The 23,327-nt window shown below is 40.7% G+C and carries 19 protein-coding genes and 1 riboswitch; of the genes, 12 read left to right on the forward strand and 7 right to left on the reverse strand.

Going from position 1 to position 23,327, the window contains the following annotated elements; all coding sequences use genetic code 11:
• Positions 1-466 precede the first annotated feature (466 nt).
• A complete protein-coding gene (locus A33I_RS19480) occupies positions 467-1,651 on the reverse strand; it encodes a DUF418 domain-containing protein (protein ID WP_022629991.1) in 1,185 nt (394 codons plus the stop codon).
• A 142-nt stretch (positions 1,652-1,793) separates the two neighbouring features.
• Here A33I_RS19480 and nfsA point away from each other — a divergent pair, with 142 nt between their 5' ends.
• The 5 genes from nfsA to A33I_RS19505 all read left to right on the forward strand — a co-directional run bounded on the left by nfsA (position 1,794) and on the right by A33I_RS19505 (position 6,807).
• A complete protein-coding gene (gene nfsA, locus A33I_RS19485) occupies positions 1,794-2,546 on the forward strand; it encodes an oxygen-insensitive NADPH nitroreductase (protein ID WP_022629992.1) in 753 nt (250 codons plus the stop codon).
• A 95-nt stretch (positions 2,547-2,641) separates the two neighbouring features.
• A riboswitch (SAM riboswitch) is annotated at positions 2,642-2,745 on the forward strand.
• A 97-nt stretch (positions 2,746-2,842) separates the two neighbouring features.
• A complete protein-coding gene (locus A33I_RS19490; protein WP_022629993.1) occupies positions 2,843-4,021 on the forward strand; it encodes a pyridoxal phosphate-dependent aminotransferase in 1,179 nt (392 codons plus the stop codon).
• A 71-nt stretch (positions 4,022-4,092) separates the two neighbouring features.
• A complete protein-coding gene (locus tag A33I_RS19495) occupies positions 4,093-4,989 on the forward strand; it encodes a manganese catalase family protein (RefSeq protein ID WP_012957639.1) in 897 nt (298 codons plus the stop codon).
• A 115-nt stretch (positions 4,990-5,104) separates the two neighbouring features.
• A complete protein-coding gene (locus A33I_RS19500) occupies positions 5,105-6,166 on the forward strand; it encodes a tartrate dehydrogenase (protein WP_022629994.1) in 1,062 nt (353 codons plus the stop codon).
• A gap of 14 nt (positions 6,167-6,180) precedes the next feature.
• Complete coding sequence (locus A33I_RS19505) at positions 6,181-6,807, forward strand: fumarylacetoacetate hydrolase family protein (protein WP_022629995.1); 627 nt, start codon at positions 6,181-6,183, stop codon at positions 6,805-6,807.
• A 267-nt stretch (positions 6,808-7,074) separates the two neighbouring features.
• Here the strand turns inward: A33I_RS19505 and A33I_RS19510 are convergent, their stop codons facing one another.
• Entirely contained in the window at positions 7,075-7,713 is a 639-nt protein-coding gene (locus tag A33I_RS19510; protein ID WP_022629996.1) for a class I SAM-dependent methyltransferase, read from the reverse strand.
• 271 nt (positions 7,714-7,984) lie between these two features.
• Positions 7,985-9,358, reverse strand: a complete 1,374-nt coding sequence (locus tag A33I_RS19515; RefSeq protein WP_022629997.1) for an alanine/glycine:cation symporter family protein — start codon at positions 9,356-9,358, stop codon at positions 7,985-7,987.
• Positions 9,359-9,616: 258 nt separating this feature from the next.
• Between A33I_RS19515 and A33I_RS19520 the strand changes: the two genes are divergently transcribed.
• The 6 genes from A33I_RS19520 to A33I_RS19540 all read left to right on the forward strand — a co-directional run bounded on the left by A33I_RS19520 (position 9,617) and on the right by A33I_RS19540 (position 16,067).
• Positions 9,617-10,891 carry a GntP family permease gene (locus A33I_RS19520; RefSeq protein ID WP_022629998.1) on the forward strand — a complete coding sequence of 425 codons (1,275 nt, stop codon included), beginning with the start codon at positions 9,617-9,619 and terminating at the stop codon, positions 10,889-10,891.
• A 110-nt stretch (positions 10,892-11,001) separates the two neighbouring features.
• Positions 11,002-11,175, forward strand: a complete 174-nt coding sequence (locus A33I_RS20465) for a YfhD family protein (RefSeq protein ID WP_022629999.1) — start codon at positions 11,002-11,004, stop codon at positions 11,173-11,175.
• 145 nt (positions 11,176-11,320) lie between these two features.
• Entirely contained in the window at positions 11,321-12,061 is a 741-nt protein-coding gene (locus A33I_RS19525) for a glycerophosphodiester phosphodiesterase family protein (RefSeq protein ID WP_022630000.1), read from the forward strand.
• A gap of 1,021 nt (positions 12,062-13,082) precedes the next feature.
• Positions 13,083-14,126 (forward strand): ArsR/SmtB family transcription factor, encoded by a 1,044-nt coding sequence (locus A33I_RS19530; RefSeq protein WP_022630001.1) that lies wholly within the window; start codon positions 13,083-13,085, stop codon positions 14,124-14,126.
• 89 nt (positions 14,127-14,215) lie between these two features.
• Positions 14,216-15,484 carry an MFS transporter gene (locus tag A33I_RS19535; protein ID WP_022630002.1) on the forward strand — a complete coding sequence of 423 codons (1,269 nt, stop codon included), beginning with the start codon at positions 14,216-14,218 and terminating at the stop codon, positions 15,482-15,484.
• A gap of 82 nt (positions 15,485-15,566) precedes the next feature.
• Positions 15,567-16,067, forward strand: a complete 501-nt coding sequence (locus A33I_RS19540) for a hypothetical protein (RefSeq protein ID WP_152976505.1) — start codon at positions 15,567-15,569, stop codon at positions 16,065-16,067.
• Between the two features lie 41 nt (positions 16,068-16,108).
• Here A33I_RS19540 and A33I_RS19545 read toward each other — a convergent pair whose 3' ends face one another.
• From A33I_RS19545 to A33I_RS19560, 4 genes are read right to left on the reverse strand one after another with little or no spacing between them, the layout of a single operon-like run.
• Positions 16,109-18,538, reverse strand: a complete 2,430-nt coding sequence (locus A33I_RS19545; protein WP_022630004.1) for a glycogen/starch/alpha-glucan phosphorylase — start codon at positions 18,536-18,538, stop codon at positions 16,109-16,111.
• Positions 18,531-19,970 carry a glycogen synthase gene (locus A33I_RS19550; protein WP_022630005.1) on the reverse strand — a complete coding sequence of 480 codons (1,440 nt, stop codon included), beginning with the start codon at positions 19,968-19,970 and terminating at the stop codon, positions 18,531-18,533. The genes A33I_RS19545 and A33I_RS19550 overlap by 8 nt, the downstream gene beginning before the upstream one ends.
• A gap of 23 nt (positions 19,971-19,993) precedes the next feature.
• Positions 19,994-21,100 (reverse strand): glucose-1-phosphate adenylyltransferase subunit GlgD, encoded by a 1,107-nt coding sequence (glgD, locus tag A33I_RS19555; protein WP_031311920.1) that lies wholly within the window; start codon positions 21,098-21,100, stop codon positions 19,994-19,996.
• Between the two features lie 16 nt (positions 21,101-21,116).
• Complete coding sequence (locus A33I_RS19560; protein WP_022630007.1) at positions 21,117-22,271, reverse strand: glucose-1-phosphate adenylyltransferase; 1,155 nt, start codon at positions 22,269-22,271, stop codon at positions 21,117-21,119.
• 293 nt (positions 22,272-22,564) lie between these two features.
• On the opposite strand from A33I_RS19560, the gene A33I_RS19565 reads away from it, so the two are divergent.
• A complete protein-coding gene (locus tag A33I_RS19565; RefSeq protein WP_022630008.1) occupies positions 22,565-23,290 on the forward strand; it encodes a DUF2225 domain-containing protein in 726 nt (241 codons plus the stop codon).
• Positions 23,291-23,327 lie beyond the last annotated feature (37 nt).

A 23,327-nucleotide genomic window follows, 5' to 3' on the forward strand; every position in this document is an offset into this window, starting at 1 on the left:
AGAAGAAACTGCCCTTTTTTTTATTTTTTTAATCATTTCCTCAGGCCACTAAAAAAACCATGGGTTTATCAGTGGCCTCCACGCACATCCCGCAGGAGTCGAGTCCCTTGCACTCCAATCAACGGAGTAAGAATGTTGTTAAGTTGCTCCTTCATTAAAAGCAAATTTTCAGGCATTAGAAAGCGAAAGCAATTATACTTTGGCCTTAAGGGAACTGAATCGTAACAAAATTACCCCACTTAATACTTTCACAAAGCAATAAATCAGCGGATGAAATATGCGAGACTTCTGTGGGGACTAGAGCAGGAGTGAGATCCCACAGGGCATCCCCACGAAAAGCGAAGTATATTTCAGGAGCGGCGCCCCTCCTCAAACACACGTTTATTTTCAAGCTGCATTTACGAGAGGTATACATAAGCCGCATCTCTAATGTTCGTATATTTACAAGTTAATATGTTATCTTTATTTATCGTTTTAACTTGGGAATCTCGAGATAGGTTCCTGCTCGCCATACCCATTCGAACGGTCCCATTTTAAAGCGTTTGAGCCACCAGCTGCTGAATAGTACTTGGAGCAAGAAAAATCCAACGGCTAGAAGGGCACCAGCAAAATAGCCAATACTATTAAATAAGCCAATTCCATACCCGAAGAATAAGGTAGTAAAGACGATGGACTGCATTAAATAGTTTGTTAGAGACAGCCTGCCGACTTTTGCTAAAGGCTGTAACCATTTTTGTGCTTTAGGGCTTGTAGCTAAAAGAGCAATACTTGTTGCATAGAACATCGCGACAAGCGGTCCGCCGATTGTCATATGAAGCATTTCATAGGAATAGGAATCCCCCATAAAAGCATGTGGAATTTTAGCAGGGAACCCAACGAGCATCGTGATCCACCATATTTTCTTTATGAATGGACGGTTCTCTTCAATGGTCAACAGCCACTTTTTCCGCGCAACAAATGCACCGAGTAAAAACATGCCAAGAACAGCTACTACCGCATTAAATGTAACAAGGAGCTGGCCCCATCCGCCCATTCCAAATGGATCTGTTGTTAACCTGAATTGTACAACTTCTGCATATGTCCCAGACGTGAGCACTTCTTTTTCTTCTGCAGAGTAGGCTGCTAGTGAATCTTCAAAAGTGAAGGTGGATTCATCCTCTGGCATTGCAATACTTGAAGCCATCAATAACAAAATGATAAAAGACCAGATAAGAAGGCCTCGTTCCTTTAAGCGGAGAAACAAAAATAAGATAAATCCTCCGATCGCATATGTTATCAGAATATCTCCATCCCAAATCAAAAGGTAATGGGCTAACCCAGCGAAAAGCAGAAGGAACATTCTTCTATAATATACAGTTCCAAATCGGAGTTCGCGTTGTTCAAGCCTCTCTTTCAAAAGGGCCATCCCGTAGCCGAATAAAAATGAAAATAAGGTATAAAAGCTTGCTGTGGCAAAGAATAAGATCGCACTCTCAGCAACTCGGTCAATTGTACCTAATGGGTAATAATCATGCAGCCCTGGAATCAAGAAAAGACCGTATTGAAAATGCAGGCTGTTAGCAAGTAAAATCCCGAGTAATGCGAGCCCGCGCATCATATCAAGGGAGGCAATCCGATCATTGTCTTGGATTGAGGTAGCTCGTGTGTTCATCTCAAACCTCCTGTGTAAAATTGGAATCATCGTAACTTATTCATTGTAAAATATTTCTATTACTCTCACAAGACACAATTCTTTCTCCAGCTACATAGATCATGTAAACTATTTAATAAATCAGAAAAAAAGGGTGATTCTTATGAAAAATGAAATGACAGAGCTCTTGCAAAGCCATCGTTCGATTCGTGCCTTTACTAGTGAAAAAGTAAGTAAAGGGATGATAGAGGAAATCAGCGAGTCCGGCAGGTGGGCGCCTACTTCCCATCACGTTCAAGCTTACAGTATTGTTGTCGTCACAGATCAGCAGAAAAAAGATACATTAAGTGAGCTATGCGGCAGCCAGAAGTATGTCGCTGATTGCCCAGTATTTTTCGTCATTTGTGCAGATTATAACCGTCTAAAAAAGGCTAGCGACAAACATGGGGCTCCTCTTGAAGTTAGAGGCATCGAACAAGTTCTTGTAGGAGCAGTTGATGCAGCCCTTGTAGCTGAAAATATGCTTATTGCTGCAAGGTCCTATGGTCTTGGCGGAGTGATGATCGGCGGCATTCGAAACCTTCCGGACCAAGTAAGTGAGCTTCTCGATCTTCCTGATTATACATTTCCTGTAATGGGATTATGTATCGGTTATCCTGATCAAAACCCTGATCAAAAGCCACGGCTGCCAAAGGCTGGTGCTGTTCATTATGAGACATATCAACACGATCAAATCACATCATCTCTTGCTCAGTATGATGAAGAAATGAAGCAATATTATACAGAGCGGACAAATGGTACAAGGAAAACAACGTGGACTGAGATGATGGCAGCTCACCACTCTACCCCAAAGCGTGCACATCTCGATCAGTTTCTTAAAAATCAAGGATTTTTACATTCTGACACAAAAGATTGACAAATCGTTAACAATTCTGTAAACTCTCATTCATAAAGAGTAAATACATAATGTGTAGCGCTTTCATTAGAGTGTTAGACAAAATGAATAATCATCACTTATCCAGAGAGACCGAGGGAACAGGCCCGACGACGTCCAGCAACCGCCGCAAGGAAAGGTGCTCCTTCCTGCAGAATCATTGTATTCTGAAAGATAAGCGAATTGTCTTATTCAGACAAGAGCCTTTTCAGAATATGGAAAGGCTCTTTTTTTATTTTTAAGTTAATAAATAGGTAGAAAATATAGAGGTGACGCACATGAAAACATTTGAACCATCTAGAGCTATGAAGAGGCTCCCAAATCAATTTTTTGCAAAACTCGTTAATAAAGTGAATGAAGTGAAGAAACATCATGATGATGTGATTAATCTCGGGCAAGGCAATCCGGATCAGCCGACACCTGCACATATCGTTGAGAAATTAAAAGAAGCAGCTGACAATCCAATGCATCATAAATATGCTCCTTTTGCAGGTCACACGTTTCTAAAGGAAGCTGTCGCTGAATATTACCATCGTGAATACGGAGTAGAAATAGATGCACAAACAGAAGTGGCTGTACTGGGCGGGGCTAAAACAGGTCTAATTGAGCTTAGTCAGTGCTTGTTAAATCCTGAAGATCTTGCCCTCGTACCAGATCCTGGATACCCTGATTACTGGTCAGGGGTTGAGCTTGCCGGAGCAAAGATGCACATGATGCCTCTGTTACAAGAATTGGATTTTCATCCCGACTTTACAACACTTAAAGAAGAAACACTTGAACAAGCTAAATTAATGTTCTTGAATTACCCTAATAACCCAACTGGCGCGATTGCTACACCAGTTTTGTTTCAAGATGCAATTGAACTTGGCCAAAAGCATGATCTATGTATTGTTCATGATTTTGCTTATGGGGCGATTGGTTTTGAAGGAAAGAAGCCTCTTAGTTTCTTGCAATTAAAAGGAGCAAAAGATGTTGGTGTAGAAGTGATGACGTTATCCAAAACATACAATATGGCAGGTTGGAGAGTCGGGTTTGTTGTTGGAAACAAAAGCGTGGTGAGTGCAATTGAAAAGCTTCAGGATCACTTATTTTGCAGTATTTTTGGAGGGATTCAAGAAGCGGCTGCTCATGCGCTCTTATCAGATCAACAGTGTGTAGATGATCTTGTAGCCACATATGAGGCCCGCCGTAACGTACTAGTTGAAGCAGCACATAAAGCAGGGTGGGAAGCAGAAGCGCCGCTTGGATCGTTCTTTGCATGGTTCCCTGTTCCAAAAGACTATACATCAGAAGAATTTGCAGATATTCTTCTTGAAGAAGCAAGAGTTGTGGTCGCTCCTGGGGTCGGGTTTGGTAAATACGGAGAAGGATATGTTCGCATAGGGCTGCTTGCAGATGAAGACACATTAAGAGAGGCAATGGAGCGTATCGGGGCTCTTCGGCTCTTTGACAAATAAAAGGTAATAAGACAAACAATCTCTCACATAAAACATATAGAGTTACTATATGTGAAATAGGAGGGATTGTTTTGTTTACTCGCTATAATCGCTTAGCTATTGAACTCCCTAAGCCAAAGGCTCCTGATGCCAATGCCGCTGCTGCTGTACAGGAACTTCTTGGCGGGAAATTTGGGGAGATGTCGACGTTAAATAACTACTTATTTCAGTCATTTAACTTCCGGAACAAAAAGAAGTTAAAACCGTTTTTTGATTTAGTCGCTAGTATTACAGCTGAAGAGCTTGGTCATGTTGAACTGGTCTCAAACACGATTAACTTAATGATTGAAGGGACGACATTCCCAGGAGACCCGAATATTGCACCGATGCAGGCAGCTACTGACAAGCGGAATACGGCCCATTTTATTCAAACGGCACAAACGTCTTACCCAATGGACTCAATGGGAGGATCGTGGAGAGGAGACTATGTTTTTAACAGCGGCAACTTAATCCTTGATTTATTACACAATTTCTTCTTAGAGTGCGGAGCGAGAACACATAAGATGCGTGTATATGAAATGACAAGCAACCCAGTAGCTCGTGAGATGATTGGGTATTTACTTGTGCGCGGGGGAGTTCATGTTGTGGCTTATGCAAAGGCAATTGAAATTGCAACAGGTGTTGATGTAACAAAGATGCTTCCAATTCCAAACTTGGATAATGCAGCTTTTGAGACAACAAGGAAATTCGAAGCAGAGGGCGTGCACCGTAAATTATATACATGGAGTGCCACGGATTACAGAGATATAGATAAGATCTGGAAAGGAAATCATCCACTGCAGGGAGGCCAGCTCGAAGTGATCGTAGGGGCCCCAGCCGGAGCACCAATGCCTGACTTAGAAGAAATTCCTGAGGAGTTTGCACCTGGGATCTCTAAGGAAGATTTCGATGAGATTGTCAAACGTCTTCAACGTTCTGCTGGTATATGATGAACGGAGCGCACAGTAGAACATATATTGTGCGCTTCTTTCGTTTTGCGAAACAAAGCGCTTTCAATTTTTAGAATTATTTAATAAAATATGAGTTGGAGAGGAGTGTAGAAAAATGAAACAGATAAAATTAGCAGTCATCCCAGGAGACGGGGTTGGCGTTGAAATTATGCCGTACGCAACAAAGGTACTAGATGCAGTAGCAGACCTGCACGGAGGCCTGAAATTTGAGCATGAGTGGTATCCATACAGCTGTGAGTATTATCTTGAGCACGGCGAGATGATGCCAAGAGATGGACTAGATCAGCTTAGCCAGCATGATGCTGTCTTTTTAGGAGCGGTAGGAAACCCAAAGCTTGTTGCGGACCATATCTCTTTATGGGGGCTACTTATCAATATCCGCAGAGGTTTTAAACAAACATTAAATATTAGACATGCTAAACAATTAAGAGGCATTCAGCCGATGGTCACTAATCCTGGCGGGTTTGATCTTATTGTTGTGCGTGAAAATAGTGAGGGTGAATATAGTGAAGTAGGCGGCCGTATCCATTCTGGTGAAGATGAGGTCGTTGTCCAAAATGCAGTATTTACGAGAAAAGCAACAGAACGCGCGATGCGTTATGCCTTTGATTTAGCTAAAACTCGAAAAGGTCATGTCACAAGTGCAACAAAGTCAAATGGAATTGTATTCTCTATGCCATTTTGGGATGAAGTATTTGAGCAAGTAGGACAAGACTATCAGGACATTGAAAAACGTACAGCTCACATCGATGCCTTATCTGCGTTCCTTGTGTCTAAACCAGCAGAATTTGATGTGATTGTGGCGAGTAACTTATTTGGCGATATCTTAACTGATATTAGTGCAGCAGTCATGGGGAGTATTGGAATCGGTCCTGCTGCCAACTTAAATGTAGACGGTACACATCCTTCCATGTTTGAGCCCGTACATGGCTCTGCCCCTGATATCGTTGGACGTGGAATTGCTAACCCAATCGGGCAAATTTGGACGGGGAAAATGATGCTTGATCACTTTGGAGAAAGTGAGCTTGCTGATCAGCTGCTCACAATTGTGGAAGATGTAACGGAATCGGGTATGAAAACACCTGATGTGGGCGGCAATGCGACAACAGGCGAAGTCAGTGAAGAAATCATTTCACGGATTAAACAACTTACTTAAGAGGAGCGATTGTCATGAATGAAGTGAAAAATATCTTTTGTATCGGCCGTAATTATGCCAAGCATGCGGTTGAATTAGGAAATGAAGTGCCGGAAGCTCCAATTCTTTTTACAAAGCCGACACATGCCCTTACTTATGCTAAAGGAGAAGACATCACGTTTCCGGCTGATAAAGGGGAGATTCACCATGAACTAGAAGTTATTCTACATATCGATAAGCCTGTAAAACAAGGTGACCGCTTAGATGATGTAGTAAGCGATATTTCACTTGGGATTGATTTCACATTAAGAGATGTGCAAAGTGAGCTTAAGAAAAAAGGTCAGCCGTGGGATAGAGCGAAAGGGTTCCCTAATGCAGCAGTCACGACAGAGCGCTTTCCTTTCCCAGGCATAGAAGCATGCCGCAAAGAAACATTCTCACTTCTTAAAAACGGAGAAGTGGCTCAAGAAGGAACAATTAATGAGATGATGTTTGATTTTCAAGCGATTATCGATGAATGTCAGCAAGTGTTTGGGCTAGATGCAGGAGATTTAATCTACACTGGTACACCAGAAGGAGTTGGTCCTATTAAAGATGGAGATCAATTCGAGTTTTTCTGGGGAAGCAAACGTATCGGAAGCTTTATTGTATCAATGAAATAAATGAAGAGGAGCTGATCCGAGTGGGTCAGCTCCTTAGTTATGCAGCTAGAGTGGCGCAATTCCGCGGTGAACCAATCTAATTCTGATGCACAGCGACACATATCTTGGTTGAATCCTCACAATAACAAGAGAACGACGCAATAAGTCCGGCAACGAACGCAATAACGTGATCAACACGCACAATCTGCTTGCCAACTAACGCATAAATTCCTTCAAAGAATACAATGAACACTTATATATCTACGCCAAAAGAGCAGACAGATTAGATTAATCATTCAAAGCTGTATAAACGGCCACTTTGTATTCAAATCGAGTTTTCTCCACAGCCTTTCCCGGTTCTCCAAAATAAAAGCCTAACAGCTTACGTGCTTCTTCCACATGATCAAAGATAAAAGCTGTCTCAATTACGTGATAATCAAAACCGCGCTTAATCCAGTGATTTGTGCTGCTCGTAATTAAACGGTCTGAGAGCGCACAAAACTCATCTTCCCCGTAATTGTCAACGATTATCAATGGCCCGCCTTTTTTAACTACCCGTTTCATTTCGGCTATCCCTTTATCAAGGTCAGTGATTCCTTCAAAGAAGAAGGCCCAAGTGGAATAGGCGGCATCAAATGTATGAGTGTGAAAAGGAATATCCTGAGCGCAGCCTTTTGTAAAAATCACTTGCTTTGTGCGGTCAATCATTAACTCATCGGGCTCCATTCCAATAATCGTACGTTGAGTGGTTTGCAGCTTTGCTGCTGTAAACCCATTTCCTGCTCCTATATCAAGAATCAATCCATTAGGCAGCAGTTGTTGTAGTTCATCTATTACTTTCCCCTCCCGGTCCATACACCGGCGTTCAATCTCAAATAATTCAGGGTGGGTACCGCCATAAAAAGGGATAATATCAGTTTGTTTCATTCATAAGCCTCCTTTTAAAATTGATTACATGTAAGGAGTTTCTCGACTAAATTTGTTAATTTCACGGTTTAACCCTTTTCCATTAAAAAAGTGATAAGTGTTTTACCTGCAGCCTTTGAGCAGTATTAATTTGCCAGGCGTAATTTGTTTTGCTCGCTAGTAATTAGAAGATTATTATAACTTAAAGAATATCATAATCTTTTATGGTTGGAAGAGGGGAATTTAAATAAAAAGATCCAGCCACATATTTTGCGGCTGGATTTTTGTTTTTTTACCCTTCTTGCCTTACACCGGTGTTTTGGGCCTTCTCTTCTCGCATTTGTTTTAAGAAGCGGTGTGTCTCAGCGACAACAACGCCTGAGAGTCCAAGAAGACCAATTAAGTTCGGAATCGCCATTAAACCATTCATAATATCAGCTACACCCCATACAACATCTAAGCTGGCACCAGCACCGACTGCTACAGCTAGAACGAATAAAACACGGTAAACTATAATCGATGTTTGAGATTTAAATAGATAGTAGAAACATTTCTCGCCGTAATAAGACCAACCTAAAATGGTTGAATAAGCAAAGAATACAAGACCTACAGCAACGACGACTGCCCCAGCCGGCCCTAAGAAATATTCAAACGTTGCGGAAGTCAGTGCCGCACCCGTTTCGCCGCCTGTATATAAGTTACCCATAACAAGGGCAATACCCGTAATTGAACAGATAATGATCGTATCAATGAACACTTGAGTCATTGAAACAAGCGCTTGGCGTCCTGGGTAATCGGTTTTAGCAGCAGCAGCAGCGATTGGAGCAGAACCTAGACCTGCTTCATTCGAGAATACACCACGAGCTACCCCGTATTGAATAACAACTCCGATTGCACCGCCGGCTACAGCCTGACCTGTAAAGGCATCAGAGAAAATTAATGCTACTGCACTAGGAACAAGTGCTACATTACCTAAAATTAAAATAAGTCCAGCTCCTACATAGAATAAAGCCATCAATGGAACGATAAACGCAACGGCACGGCCGATACTGCGAATACCGCCAAGTAAAACAAGTCCTGTGAAAATTGCTAATAAAATACCTGTGATCCATGGATTAATACCCCAGTTGCTCTCAATAACAGCGGCTACTGAGTTTGATTGAACTGTATTTCCAATTCCAAACGCAGCAATGGCAGCCAGAACAGCAAATGTTACACCAAGCCATTTCATTTTCAGTCCTTTTTCGAGATAATACATCGGACCGCCAGCCATTTGACCGTTTTTATCTTTTTCACGATACTTAACAGCTAAAATAGCCTCTGCATATTTTGTTGCCATCCCAAAAATCGCAGACAGCCACATCCAAAATACAGCACCAGGTCCCCCGATTACGACTGCGGTTGCTACCCCGGCAATGTTACCTGTACCGACAGTTGCTGCGAGTGCAGTCATTAATGATTGGAAATGGGAGATATCTCCTTCTGAACTCTTATCTTGCTTTTTGCTGAAAGCAAGCTTCAAAGCGTAAGGTAATGTTCGAAATTGAAGAAAAGCGAGACGAAATGTAAGATAAATACCCGTACCGACTAATAAAATAAGCAGCGGTGGACCCCATACAAAGCCACTGATTTCATTGATTGTCTGAATTAATCGGCTTTCTTCCATAATAAAACCCCCTTTTAGTTGCATTAATAGTATTAATATTCCGAAAATATACCGAGTTTGTCAAGCTCTTAAAAAAAATATGTCTGCAAGACAAGCTAGTTGTCATACTAGCAAGCATTTTGTCATCTATCAACTAGTTTGTAAGGTATTCTCACAATGCTAGTTTTCTAAAGAGAAAAGGGGTATGATGTATGGATAAGAATGACATAATGATTGATTTTTTATAGAAATAGTTACATATAGTTAGGTGATGACAACATGGATATACAATTAACGATACTAGGAACGATGTTCGCTCTTATTACTACCATCGGTTTAATCCTCATCCGAGTAGCACCAGCTTATGCGATGATGACAGGTGCTTTAATCGGCGGTGTGATTGGCGGTGCTACATTAGTTGAAACAGTTGGGCTTATGATTGGCGGAGCTGAAGGAATGGTCGGTGTTGTTTTACGTGTATTAGCAGCTGGTATTCTAGCTGGCGTGCTGATTGAATCAGGCGCAGCAAAGACGATTGCCGAGTCTATATTATATAAGCTCGGAGAAACGAAAGCGTTACTTGCTGTGGCCGGTGCAACGATGGTTTTAACAGGAGTCGGCGTATTTATTGGAGTTGCTGTTTTAACAGTAGCACCAATCGCGCTTTCTATCGCTAAGCGAGCGAATTTGTCTAAGATGGCAGTACTCTTGGCGATTTCTGGCGGGGGCAAGGCTGGGAATATTATTTCTCCTAACCCAAATACAATAGCAGCAGCAGAGGCTTTTCAAGTACCACTGACTTCTGTGATGTTTGTTGGAGTAGTACCAGCACTTTTTGGGATAGGTGCTACGTATATTTTGGCAAAAAGAATACGAAATGTTGGAGCGCCCGTTGATGATACTGAACTCTCAAGTGAGGTGAAAGGGGATTCTCCAAGCTTGGCAAAAGCCCTGACTGCACCAGGTGTAGCAATTGCTTTATTGCTTTTACAGCCATTGTTTGGCATCCATGTTGATCCGCTTTTTGCCCTTCCTATTGGGGGGATTGTTGGAGCACTCATTATGGGGAAAGGTAAACATTTAAATGCTTATATTACATCTGGTCTTGAAAAAATGGCAGGGGTGGCTATCTTATTATTAGGCACAGGAACATTAGCTGGTATTATCGCGCATTCCGCTTTGATTGAAGCCATCTTAAATGGGATTGATGCTTTGAGTTTACCTGCTTACTTCCTAGCGCCTATTGCAGGAATTACGATGTCAGCAGCCACGGGATCTACCGCTGCAGCGACAGCCGTAGCGGGTAATGTGTTTGCTCCGACCATTCTTGAACTTGGTATTCATGCCTTAGCAGGTGCTGCTATGGTCCATGCAGGAGCAACTGTTCTTGATCATATGCCTCATGGGACGTTTTTTCATATTACAAGAGCAAGTGTTGGGATGGCGATGAAAGAGCGCTTTAAGTTATTGCCTTATGAAACACTTGTTGGACTAGTCATTGTGATTGTTTCTACATTAATCTTTGGCGTGTTTGGATTCTTGTTTTTTAGTTGATCCGAACAATGAGACTTGGTTGTAAATGAATAACTCACTTATTCCTTCGTACATACTAACAGTTGATAAAGGCCAATCTGTCTCTTTATCTAAAACGAGGAGGTATGAAGATGAATAAGAACCCAAACCAAAAGCAAAAACAACAGAACAGCCAAGAAAACATGCAATATCAAGGTCCATACGATGAGGTAGAGTTTTCCAAGGAATTTGCTGATTCAGAAGATCAAGAAGCAATGGTTCGCATGAAAGAAGCAGACGCAAGAGCTGGTCAACAAAAGAAATAATATAAATGGGGGTGCCTTTCTTTATAAGCAGGAAGGCATCTTTTTATTTGTATCGAACATATAGTGAAGGAAGATATGATATACATTGAATGGATTTCAAAATGAATTTCACATGAAATAAATTTGATGAAAAGGAGATCGATTAATGATCAATACCGCTATTTTTGCTCACCGGGGTGCTTCGAAGTTTTTTCCAGAGAATACCATGTCAGCCTTTGAAGCGGCACATTTATACGGGGCAGACGGGATAGAGTTTGACGTTCAGTTAAGTAAGGACCTTGTACCGGTGGTTATTCATGATACGACGTTAGAGAGAACGACCAATGGATTAGGCAAGGTTAGTTCATATACGGTAGAACAATTAAAGAGTTTAAGCGCAGGAGAGTGGTTTGGTCCTCGTTTTAAAGATGAGGCAATTCCAACACTCGAGGAGGTACTGATCTGGGCAAGCGAAAATGGAATGAAATTAAACATTGAATTAAAAGGGGCTATACATCAAAGAAATCATGTGATTCAGACGATTATTCCTTTAATTAAAGACTATCAGCTCATAGATAAAGTAATTCTCTCTTCATTTGATCACCGAGTCATTTACCAAGCGATACAGCACACACCTGAGATTGAAACAGCTGTCATTGTGACTGCCGCGCTCCATGATCCTGAGGCATATGTAAAACGTATCGTTGGAGCCCGGGGCTATCATTTTTTATCGCCGTTATTATTAGAGGAGGAAGCGAGAGATCTTATCAAGAGCGGTGTGAACATTAGACCTTATACCGTAAATGAGAGAGATCAGCTTGCTATATATATGAAGTGGGGCTGTCAAGGTGTGTTCACAGATGACCCTAAACTTGCAATTGAGGTAAGAGAGCAGCTGAATTGTTAAATGCTGTAAGGAAAAGTCACAGTTCAGTTCAAATGAATAACAAATAATACAGTGAAATGATGTAGTGATAGATTCAAAACTTAAAGTGCCACAAACATTGGTTATAGCAAGCTCGCCGCTGCTGAAATATACTACGCTTTCCGTGGGGAGCTAGTGAGCTTCCTCGGGCTGTAGCCCTGTGGGATCTCAGCTCTGCTCTAGGCACCATAGGGACTCTTTTAGCATCACCTAGATTAGCGCTTTGATTGTAAATGTAGTAAAACACTTCAGTTACTTACCATTTTGTTTAATTTGCATTGCCCTACGCGATCTCACTCCTGCACATAGCTTCAAAACTTAAAATGCCTTAAACGTGGGTTATAGCGGACTCGCCGCTCCTGAACTATACTTCGCTTTCCATGGTGAGCTGCTGAGCTTCCTCGGGCTGTAGCCCTGTGGGATCTCAGCTCTGCTCTAGGCACCATAGGAGTCTCCGTATAGTTCATCCGCTAAGTTTTTGCTTTTTCCAGAAATGCAATGGAATGATGTAGGAAGCTCAGTTCTAATTATAATTGCTTTCATCTGCTGCGGCACTGTCCTTTAAGTTTAGATGCTGCTTATAATAAGGGCGCACCATGCAATATCCACGCTCCGTTGATTGGAGCGGAAGGCACCGACTCCAGCGGGATGTGCGTGACCAGGGGAGATCCCACAGGAGCGTAGCGACGAGGAAGCTCCCGGACCGCCCGCGGAAAGCGTGTGCCTGCAGTGGAAATCAACAGCTGCTGCAGGGAGGTGTTTTCTTCAGTTGCCTGAAAAGTGTGAAGACCTTGCATTAGCCAAGCAACGAGAAAGTCTCCCAGACCGCCCGCGGAAAGTGTTCGCCTGCAGTGGAGATTAACCACTATTGCAGGGGACGAGCATATTAGTAATTAAACACTTGATTCCCATTTTATTTTATTTGCATTGACATTCGATCGTTATCATACATATAATTCTATATAAATCGAATGTTTGATTATATAGTGTTTGGAGGTACCAAATGGAGCCATTGAAGAAAATGACGTTTGTATCCTCAACTGTCATTGATTTATTAGCCAGTATGCTGAGAGTAGTCAATCATGAGCAGCTAAAGGAAACTGAGGGATTAGGCGGGCAGGTGACAAAAGAGATAGAAACATGGGTGCTTGAAACAAGAAAGAAAGTACCTGAAGAAATGATGAAAGAGCTCGAAACGTTCTTTCACCATGAAAGTTACTTAGCAATCACATTAATACCCCTGATTATTAAGTATGAATTGTATAGTGATGTTCATTCGTTTCTTAGTGCATTGCACAATCTAGAGGATGAAGAACTGTATTATTATTTCATAAATACAGGATTTGGTCCTGACGAAGAGCTAACAACGTTTTCTGATCCGAGTGCTGTGATCTCTTTTTTGAATAAATTAAATGTGCCAGAAACAGAAAAATGGAAATTAAGTTATTTAATTTTTGATGGACCGAAAACAAAGCAGCGGTTAATTAAATTAATAGAACGTTTTTATTACCATTACTACGAATCGGTTGAGGCTCAGATAGTCAAAGATCAACAAAAGTGGATTGACACGATGACGGACTTTACCAACGAGAGAACGAAGAACTACTTTAATACATTGAATAAACAATTTGTGATCAATGTGGAAGAGTGGGAGAAGGTCATTGTAACACCATCTTATTTTATGGATTTTTCAATGCTTTTTATGTCGATTAGAAAAATCAACCTCACTGCATATGTACCGGGAATCAGGCATATTGAAGTGCAGGATGTCGGCAGAGGGGAGAAAGAAACATTAGAGTCTATTCGTACCATGACAGATGAAAAGCGATTTAAGATGCTTCAGCTTCTTAATAAGCAGCCCATGTATGGCTATGAATTGGCCCAGCATTTAGACGTGTCGAACTCCACGATCTCTCATCACTTATCTGCTTTAGTAGCAAGACAATTTGTGCAGGCCAATAGGAGAGAAAATAAAGTGTACTATGAAGTAAATCAAGAAGAAATTAAGCAAGTTATTAGGTCATTAGAGCGTTTATTAATTAAATAGGTGAGACCTGTCTTCATCTATTTTTTTGAAGGGATATTCGATCTGTGTCGTAATAGACTTACAATTAAATTGAAAAGAGGTTGGCTGTAATGGCAGAGCTATCAGTGGAGAAAGAAGAGTCTGCAGTCGTTCGAGAACGTTCCTTATTGAAAGAGTACCGCTTTTTGTTGTTATTTTTCACGCTGCTTGTTTCAAGTTTAAGTGTATCCTTTTTTATGGTAGCAACCAATTGGTATGTCGTTGATTATTTAGGTGTAGAAGTAATGCTTGGTATCGTCTTTTTTGCATCAAGTGTACCGAGACTGATCTTTATGCTGATTGGCGGGGTCATCGCCGATCGAATGAGTAAAGCTTGGGTCATGTTTCTATCAGATTTCTTGAAAGGGCTTTTATTACTTGGTGTAATTTCTTTATTCTTTTTTGATTTATTTACGATCTGGCCGCTTGTTATCTTAGCTTTTATATTTGGTGTTCTTGATGCCTTTTTCTGGCCGGCAAGCGGTGCGATTTTACCTGAATGTGTAAAACAATCACAGTTGACTCGGGCAAATACAATTATTGATATGACCCGTCAAGGATCTATGATTGCAGGTCCATTACTAGCGGCAAGCATGCTGGCTCTAGGTGGATATGTCCTGCTTTTTGGGATAACAGCTTTATTGCTGCTTTTGGCCGGAGTCATTGATTTGGTTCTGAAAAAGAAAATACCTGAGAAAAAAGCGAGTGAAGCAGTTGCTGGTCAAACGGAAACGGTCATACAAGCAATGAAGGAAGGGTTCCACTACGTAAAGCAAAGTCCGTTCCTTCTTGCTTTAATGGCTTCAACAATCTTTCTAAACTTCTTTTTCAGCGGGCCGCTTCAGTTAGGGATGCCGATATTTGCTTCACATGTACTTCACGGAGATGAAGTGACGTATGCATTGTTAAACGGAGGAATTGCAGCTGGCATGTTAGCAGGCGGAATCATTATTGGCATCGTCAATGTGCAGCGGAAAAGAGGATTAGTTTCAATCATAGCCATGTCATTTATAGGGCTAATGTTTTTAGGGCTTAGTTTATCAACAACCATTATAGGAAGCATGTTGTTTATTATTTTGCTCGGGGCAGCTGTTAGTATAACGAACATTCCTCTGATTACTGTTATTCAAAGCCACACAAAAGGAGAGTACCTCGGAAGAGTGATGAGTTTAACTTCTTTTGCTTCAATGGGATTGATGCCGATCTCTTACTTGTCCACTTCTATGCTTTTAGCGGCTGGCTTGCCGATTGAACAAATTATGTTCTACAGTGCAGCAGGGCTGGTGCTTGTATGTTTAATGATCTTATGGAAAGCAGAGGCATTAAGAACGGCTGATTAGAAAGGTGTATCTTCTAGAAAATGTCGGTAAAGCTAACCTTATCAATGGTATGATTAGTTTTCTTAAGAAGGTGTTGAAAAAGGTGAAGAATTACCGGATATTCTCAATCATGATCATAATCCTTTCTTTCTTTACAGCCACTACTTTAGGCAAAAGAACGTTGAAGAGATATCTGCCGGCTACTTTGGTGATGTCCCTCATCGTGATATTAGAAAGCATCATAGCTAAAAAGCGAGTGTGGTGGTGGTTTTATGAAAAGCTTCACCCTAAGGTTCCAGGGGAGTTTCCGCTTATTTTTGGTCCTTTTTTTATTGGTTCCTTGATCATATTAAAGGCAACGTACGGAATATTTTTACGATATTTTTTATTGAATACGATGATTCATTTACTATTTGTCGGTCCGATCATTACACTTTTAAAACGATTTGGTATTTCTTCTTTAGTTCGTATAAATCGCATCCAATTGTTTTTCTTGTTTTTTACTAAATCAATGATGATGTATATTACTCAAATGGTTATTGATCGAATAAGAAGGGAAGGGCAAGTGTCAAATAACCGAAATAATGATTCACACATATCATAGAAAAAGTGCTTAGGGTTGGGTCCCTAAGCACTTTTTGATCGTTATGCTTTTGAATATTGCGAGGAGGAGATGTTCCATATTTCATTTGCATATTCCATAATCGTATGATCGCTTGAAAATTTACCTGAATGCGCAATATTTGTTGCGCTTTTCTTTAACCAGCTGGATTGATCGCGGTAGGTCTGCTCAATCAACTGCTGTGCTTCTACATAGCTGTCAAAATCTCTTAGAACAAAATATTCATCGTTATTAAAAAGAAGAGAATAATAGATATCTTTGAATTCTACATCATCTTGTGTAAACGATTGGTTAATTAATTGATCAATTACATTACGGAGGCGGAAATCACTATTATAATAATCGCGTGCTTTATATTTTCCGCTTTGCTGATACTCAAATACTTCATCGGCAGTAAGACCAAAGGTGAAAATATTATCAGAGCCGACAGCAGCGCCTATTTCTACGTTTGCCCCGTCCTGTGTTCCGAGTGTTAAAGCTCCGTTCATCATTAACTTCATATTTCCTGTACCGGATGCTTCTTTGCTCGCAGTAGAGATCTGCTCGCTTACATCAGATGCCGGAATGATTTTTTCAGCTAGACTTACACTATAATTTTCAAGGAAAACGACTTTCAACTTATCTTTGATAGCAGGGTCATGATTAATTTTATCTGCAACGGTTGTGATTAACTTGATGACATGCTTTGCGAAGTGGTAACTAGGAGCAGCTTTCGCTCCGAAGATGAAGGTTCTAGGAGTACAGTTCATTGATGGGTTCTCACGATACAAATGATACAGGTGAAGGATATGAAATACATTTAATAATTGACGCTTGTAGCCATGCAGCCGTTTAATGTGAACATCAAAAATTGAGTTCTCATCGACTAAAATGCCATGCTTATGATTAATATAGGAAGCTAGCCTGCTTTTATTTTTCTTTTTCACACGTGCGAGCTCTGATTGGAATGAGGAATCACCTACGTATTTTAATATATTGATTAATTCTTTAGGCTCTTGGATCCAGCTCTTTCCGATTGTTTCATTTAAAAGGGAAGCAAGCTCAGGGTTCGCATGAAGCAGCCAGCGCCTGTGGGTGATCCCGTTTGTTTTATTTGAGAAGCGTTCAGGATACATCGTATAAAAAGGTTTCATCACACGATCTTTTAAAATATCTGTGTGAAGCTTGGCTACACCATTCACACTAAAGCTGCCTACCATTGCAAGATGTGCCATATGGATCTGTCCGTAGGAAATGATGGCCATGTCAGCAATTTGATCACGCAATTCAGGGTGATTAAACCAAATATCCTGACAGAAACGTTCATTAATTTCTTCAATAATTAAATAATGTCTAGGCAGGAGCTCTCTTACCATTTCTTTAGGCCATTTTTCTAAGGCTTCACTTAATGTCGTATGATTCGTGTAGGCAACGGTTTTCGTCGTTAACTCCCAAGCTAGATCCCAGCCGAGTCCGTGAACATCCATTAATAAGCGCATCAATTCAGGAATCACAAGGGTAGGGTGGGTATCGTTAATTTGAATGGAAATTTTATTTGGCAGTTCATTCAGAGGCTGATTGCTCTTAAGAAATTGATTTAAAATACTTTGAACACCAGCTGAAACTAAGAAATACTGTTGTTTTAAACGTAGCAGTTTTCCATCATAGGAAGAGTCATCAGGGTAGAGAAACTCTGAAATTTTTTCAACAGAGCGCTTGTAATCCAAATAATGATAATAGTCTTTTCCTTGTACGGAATTAAAGTGAAAAGGGTTATTGGTTGATTCTGCACTCCACAATCTTAATGTATTTACATTGTCTGTCGCATAGCCGACGATAGGAACATCATAAGGGACTGCTAGTACTTTTTCGTAATCGTAGTGTTCGAAAACCAGCTTGTTATCTACATAAGCAGGTTTGACGTGCCCTCCAAAGTGAACCTCAATCGCTTTTTCAGACCGTTTCGTCTCCCACATGTAGTCGTCTTTAAGCCAGTAGTCCGGAAGTTCAACTTGGTAACCGTTCACCATCTTCTGTTGGAAGAGGCCATATTTATATCGAATGCCAATGCCATGTCCTGGAAGGTTTAATGAAGCGAGAGAGTCAAGAAAGCAAGCGGCTAATCTGCCGAGGCCGCCATTGCCAAGGCCCGCATCAGCCTCTTCTTGAAACACCTCATCTGGATTAAAATCATATTCCTTCAGTGTTTCACAGCATACATCATACCAGCCGTGATTCAAAAGGTTTGTCTCTAACAGACGACCTAGCAAAAATTCCATCGAGAAATAATACATCTGTTTTTCATCGTTGCTAAGGTGGACTTGCTTTGTTTGCTGCCAATTGCTGTTCACTTCTTTATTGACTAGAAGGGCAATTGCTTGAAATGCTTCTTTATTTGTTGCTTCATCGGGCTGTTTGCTGAATGTGGTTAACAGCTCTTCTTGAAATTGTGCTGCAAATGTCTCTTTATTCATCGCGTTGATCCCACGCTCCTTTTGTCATCACATAATTATAGACGTTCTCATACGCTTTTGCTGAGTGTACCCAATTACTGCTGCTTTGATATATATTTTGAAGCAGCTGGTTCCACAGATGTTCTTCGCGGAATAACCATAAACCGCGTCGAACGGTATAAAGAAAGTCTCTCTCATTGTAATTCGTGAAGCTTAGACCATTTCCTTCTCCATTAAACTCATTAAATGAAGAAATCGTGTCCTTTAAGCCGCCGGTTTCCCGAACAATCGGAACCGTTTCATAACGAAGAGCGATTAGCTGGCTTAGCCCGCATGGTTCAAATTTTGATGGCATGAGCAGGAAATCAGCTGCTGCATACATAAAAGCTGCGAGCTTTTCATTAAAGCCTTTATAAAAAGATACGCGTTCTGGGTGAGTACGAGCCATCCGTTCTAATTGTTCCTCAAGATGAGCATCACCTGACCCTAACAACACAAGCTGAACATCTTCTTCACAAAGCAGCTCATCGGCGGTATCAACCAATAAAGAAACTCCTTTTTCATCAACAAGCCTTGATATTAGGGCGATCATTGGCGTGTTTTCACTGATTGTTAATCCTAATTTATCTTGAAGGGCCTTTTTATTCTCTTGCTTTTTCTCAGGCTGACGATGGTACGTATAAGGAATATGAAAGTCTTTTGCCGGATTGTAATAATCCTCATCAATCCCATTAATGATACCCGACAAAGAATGCTTTCTTTCACACAAGAGCCTATCTAAACCTTCTCCAAAAGCGGGGGTTTGAATTTCTTCTGAATAAGTTGGACTTACAGTTGTAATCCAATCAGCATGATAGATTGCCGCCTTCATAAAATTAATGTTCTCGTTAAGTTCAAGACCCAAGCGATGCTCCTCGTTTAAATGTAGGAGCTCATCGAAAACCGAGTGGGGGAAGACCCCTTGGTATCTAAGATTATGAATGGTGTAGATAATCTTAGGCTGACTCTCTAATGCTCCGGTTTTTATATATGCAGGAATAAGCCCAGTCTGCCAGTCATGACAATGAACAATATCAATAGTCAAATTTAACTTGTTAATAGTATCTAAGACGGCGTGAGTAAAGAAAGCAAAGCGTTCCCCGTCATCTGCTTGCCCATAAAAGGGTACACGGTCAAAATAATAGTCATTTTCAATAAAGTAGTATGTCACCTTATGCTCTTTGTAGCGTAACACGGCACAATGTTGATTTCTCCATTTGACAGCTACATCAAATGTTTCCACCCATTCAAGCTGCTCTAACACAATAGAGGAGAGGGAAGCTGTCTTTGGAAGAAAGACAGTTAGTTCATGATCTAGGTGAGTCAAAGCTTTTGGAAGCGAGCTGATAACATCAGCTAAGCCTCCTGTTTTAAAAAAAGGGGTGCATTCAGTTGCGACCATGGCGATTTTCATTGCTGGCTTCTCTCCTTTAATCGTTAAATCACTTTTCGTTTAGCTACCACATAAGGCTGTTTATCTGCTCCAATTAAGGTTTTATTAGGTGTAAGAGTAATGTCTTTATCAAGAACAACATTCTTTAGGACGGTTCCTTTTTTGATGACGCACCGCTGCATAATCACGGAGTTTTCAATCACAGCGCCACGCTCTACTTTAACCCCGCGAAACAAGATGCTGTTAGATACTTTCCCTTCAATAACGCAGCCGTTGGCTATTAATGAGTTCGTTGCGTTTGAACCTCTTTTATACACAGTAGGGGGTTCATTCTTAATTTTGGTCAACAATGGCTTTTTTGATAAGAATAATTCCTCAAAATGTTGGTCGGATAAAAGCTTCATACTTTGTTGGTAGTATGCAGATAGTGAATCAATAACGGCAAGGTAGCCTTTGTATGCATAGCTTCTAATATTAAGCTTGTCAGCACGGGGGATAATACCCTCTTCAAAAAGAAATGATTTTCCCCGAGCAATACATGAATCCACTAACTCGAGTAAAAGATCTTTTTTAATGATATACATATTCATATAATAGTTAGGATTTTTTTGATCATTTGTCAGATCACGTACGTGGCCTGTTTTATCTATTGTAATTTTCTTTGAAAATGGTGTATCTGTTACCATCTTTTCATTGTGTTGATAGACGACTGTCACATCTGCATTGGTATTTAGGTGCTGAGTGAAGACTTCTTCAAAATCAACGGTTGAGACGTGCTGGCTGCCCGTAATAAGGACATGGTCTGCTTGGCCTCGGGCAAAGAAGTCGCGATTATTATGAAAATGCTGCAGCTCCCCTTTAGAGATATCAGTCGGGTCATTCCAGTCTGGAGGAAGGATGAAGAGCCCGCCTTTAACATGATCGAGATCCCACGCCTTGCCATTCCCTAAATGATCCATTAATGATCGATATTTTCTTCTTGTGAAAACCGCAATTTCTGAAATTTGTGCATGAACCATATTGGATAAAACAAAATCAATCAAACGGTAGCGCCCGCCAAACGGCACAGCAGCTCCGCATCTAAAGTAAGTTAACTCTCCTAGCAGATCTTGTTCAGCATCTAAGTTAATTACCCCCATTAATCGCTTCAATGAACGACCATCCTCCTTACGCTAACATCGTTAACGCTTCAAATTTTGTCTCTTGATCGATAACTAAAATGTCATGTTTAGAAGAAGTAATTCTTGTGCCATCAGGAATTTGAGTACCCTCTGTCACAATGACATTTGTTAAGGTCACATTTGAGCCGATCTGTACATTAGGCATCAAAATAGAATTTGTCACTTCACTGTGTTGCCCGACTTTAACTCCATGGAATAGTATCGATTTCACAAGCTTTCCATAGACTAGACACCCTTCATTAATGAAAGAACGGCTGATTTTTGCTCCGGCGGCTATATATTGCGGAGGCTGATTAGGATTAGTTGAATAAATTCTCCACGCGTCTTCATGTAAATCAAGAGGAGAGTCGGTAGCTAAAAGGTCCATACTCGCTTCCCAATAACTTTGAACGGTTCCAACATCACGCCAGTACCCGGAGAAAGGATAGGCAACAAGCTTGAGATCACTTTCGAGCATAGAAGGGATGACGTTTTTCCCGAAATCATGCTCAGAATGAGGATTTAACGCATCATTAGTTAAAAATGATTTCAGATAAGACCATGTAAATAAATAAACTCCCATAGAGGCTAGGTTATTTTTCGGGTGTTTAGGTTTTTCTTCAAATTCATTGATCGTGTAGTCTTCATCGGTGTTCATGATGCCAAAACGGCTCGCTTCATCCATAGGCACCTCAATGACTGAGATCGTCACATCTGCTTGTTTTTCTTTATGGTATTGAAGCATTTTGTCGTAATCCATTTTATAAATGTGGTCTCCTGATAACACGAGTACGTATTCGGGCTCGTATTGTTCAATGAAGCAAGTATTTTGATAGATAGCGTCTGCTGTTCCGAGATACCAGGACCCCCCTGCTTTTTCTACAAATGGAGGCAATGCTGTTAATCCCCCTTGACGATGATCAAGCCCCCAAGGAGTTCCAATTCCAAGGTGGGTGTTAAGTGCTAATGGTTCATACTGAGTGAGAACTCCTACTGTATCAATACCAGAGTTTGTACAATTGCTGAGCGGGAAATCAATAATGCGATATTTGCCTCCAAAATACACAGCTGGTTTAGCCAGCTTTTTTGTGAGCGAGCCTAATCGCTTTCCTTCCCCACCAGCTAAAAGCATTGCGACACATTCTTTTTTAGAACTATTCATTTAATAAGCCTCACTTTCATTAACGTCAATTGATGGCACTTCGCTTGTTGGTTGCTTGTAAAATAGAAAATATTCTCAAACCACTTCTAAGATAGTACAAATATATTTCCTCTTACTCTATGATTGTGCAAGCGCTTACCATGACTAATAAAAAATATTAATTTTTCACTGTGGGTTTTTTGGGTAATAAGTTCTGTTTAATCTGTCGTCTTAATTAAAATAAGGATTACCTATAGCTAATATTGGTCTTTTGTACTAAAATAAAATATATCAAAAGAACTAAGGTGAGGCTTATGAACGATACAATTGAGCCGCTCTATGATAAAAGTTGTGCGTGTATGGTTTGTGGTCATTCATTTACAACAAAGAGAATTCGTTCTCGCTTTGTCAAAGTAAAAAAGCTGCACAATGATTTTTTTACTGAATATAAAGAAGTTGATTTAAATCCTAGTTATTATGAAGCCGCAGTTTGTCCGGAATGTGGGTTTACATTTACAGATATGTTCCAACCAAGCTTTCCTCCAGGGTCCTCAGATGCGATAAGGGAAGTGTTAAAAAGCTGGAAGAAACAGAATTTTGGAGAGCAGCGAACAAGAAGCGATGCGATACGCACAATGAAGCTGGCCTTACTGTCTGCTGTCCTTAAGAAGGAAAAACATATCGTCATTGCCGGGCTTTGCCTGAGGTTAGCTTGGGTTTACCGTGAATTACGCTCAAGTGAATTATCTTCAAATAAATTACCCCAATCTGAAGAAAAACGATTCTTAGAACAGGCATTAGAAAGATACATCGCTTCTTATGAACAAGCGGATTATGTTGGTACTCAGATGAGTGACATAAGAATTCTTTATTTGATTGGAGAGTTATCGAGACAATTAGGGAATCAAGCAGATGGCATTCGTTATTTTAGTGAAGTGATTCATCACAAAAATAGAGCAGTTGAAACAAAGCTTGTAGAGATGGCAAGAGAACAATGGTACATTATGCGTCAAGGCATCAAGGACGTAGCAAGTCAATAAAGGCAAGGGTATGAAAGATCATAGGAGGTCTGGCGTT

The sequence above is a fragment of the Alkalihalophilus marmarensis DSM 21297 genome, assembly GCF_000474275.2.
In the GTDB taxonomy this organism is placed as follows: domain Bacteria; phylum Bacillota; class Bacilli; order Bacillales; family Bacillaceae_D; genus Alkalihalophilus; species Alkalihalophilus marmarensis.